Annotated in this window: 1 protein-coding gene; it reads right to left on the bottom strand. The window is 72.2% G+C overall.

The window, feature by feature from the left end; genetic code table 11:
* Positions 1–203: hypothetical protein (locus tag H2O73_RS23815; RefSeq protein ID WP_220457728.1), on the bottom strand; the 203-nt coding region annotated here is incomplete at its 3' end.
* Positions 204–299: the final 96 nt, after the last annotated feature.

Here is a 299-nt window from a genome sequence, read left to right as displayed (position 1 = left end):
ATCGCCACCGCGCAGCCCGCCTCCACCAACTCGAAATCCCCGGTGATCGGCCCCAGGCCCAGCCTGATCAGCGCCCGCCCGATGATCGACGCCACGGTGATCACCGCAATCGCCACCAGCACCAGCCCGCCGCCATAGGCCATGGCGCGCGCCAGCGCTTCCAGCGCCCGGCCCGTCCGGGCCTCCCAGGTGGGTGCGATCATGCTAACGAGCCTCTTGCGGATCGGGATCGGAAAGCCCGCGCGCGCAACCCGCGCATCCGGACGCCCCCCGGTTTAGCGGTCCCGTCGCGCGGCGCA

This window comes from Vibrio marinisediminis, assembly GCF_014050145.1.
GTDB classification, from domain to species: Bacteria; Pseudomonadota; Gammaproteobacteria; order Enterobacterales; family Vibrionaceae; genus Vibrio; species Vibrio marinisediminis.
Note: the sequence above shows the minus strand (reverse complement) of the source record. Positions and strands in the feature narration are given on the sequence as shown.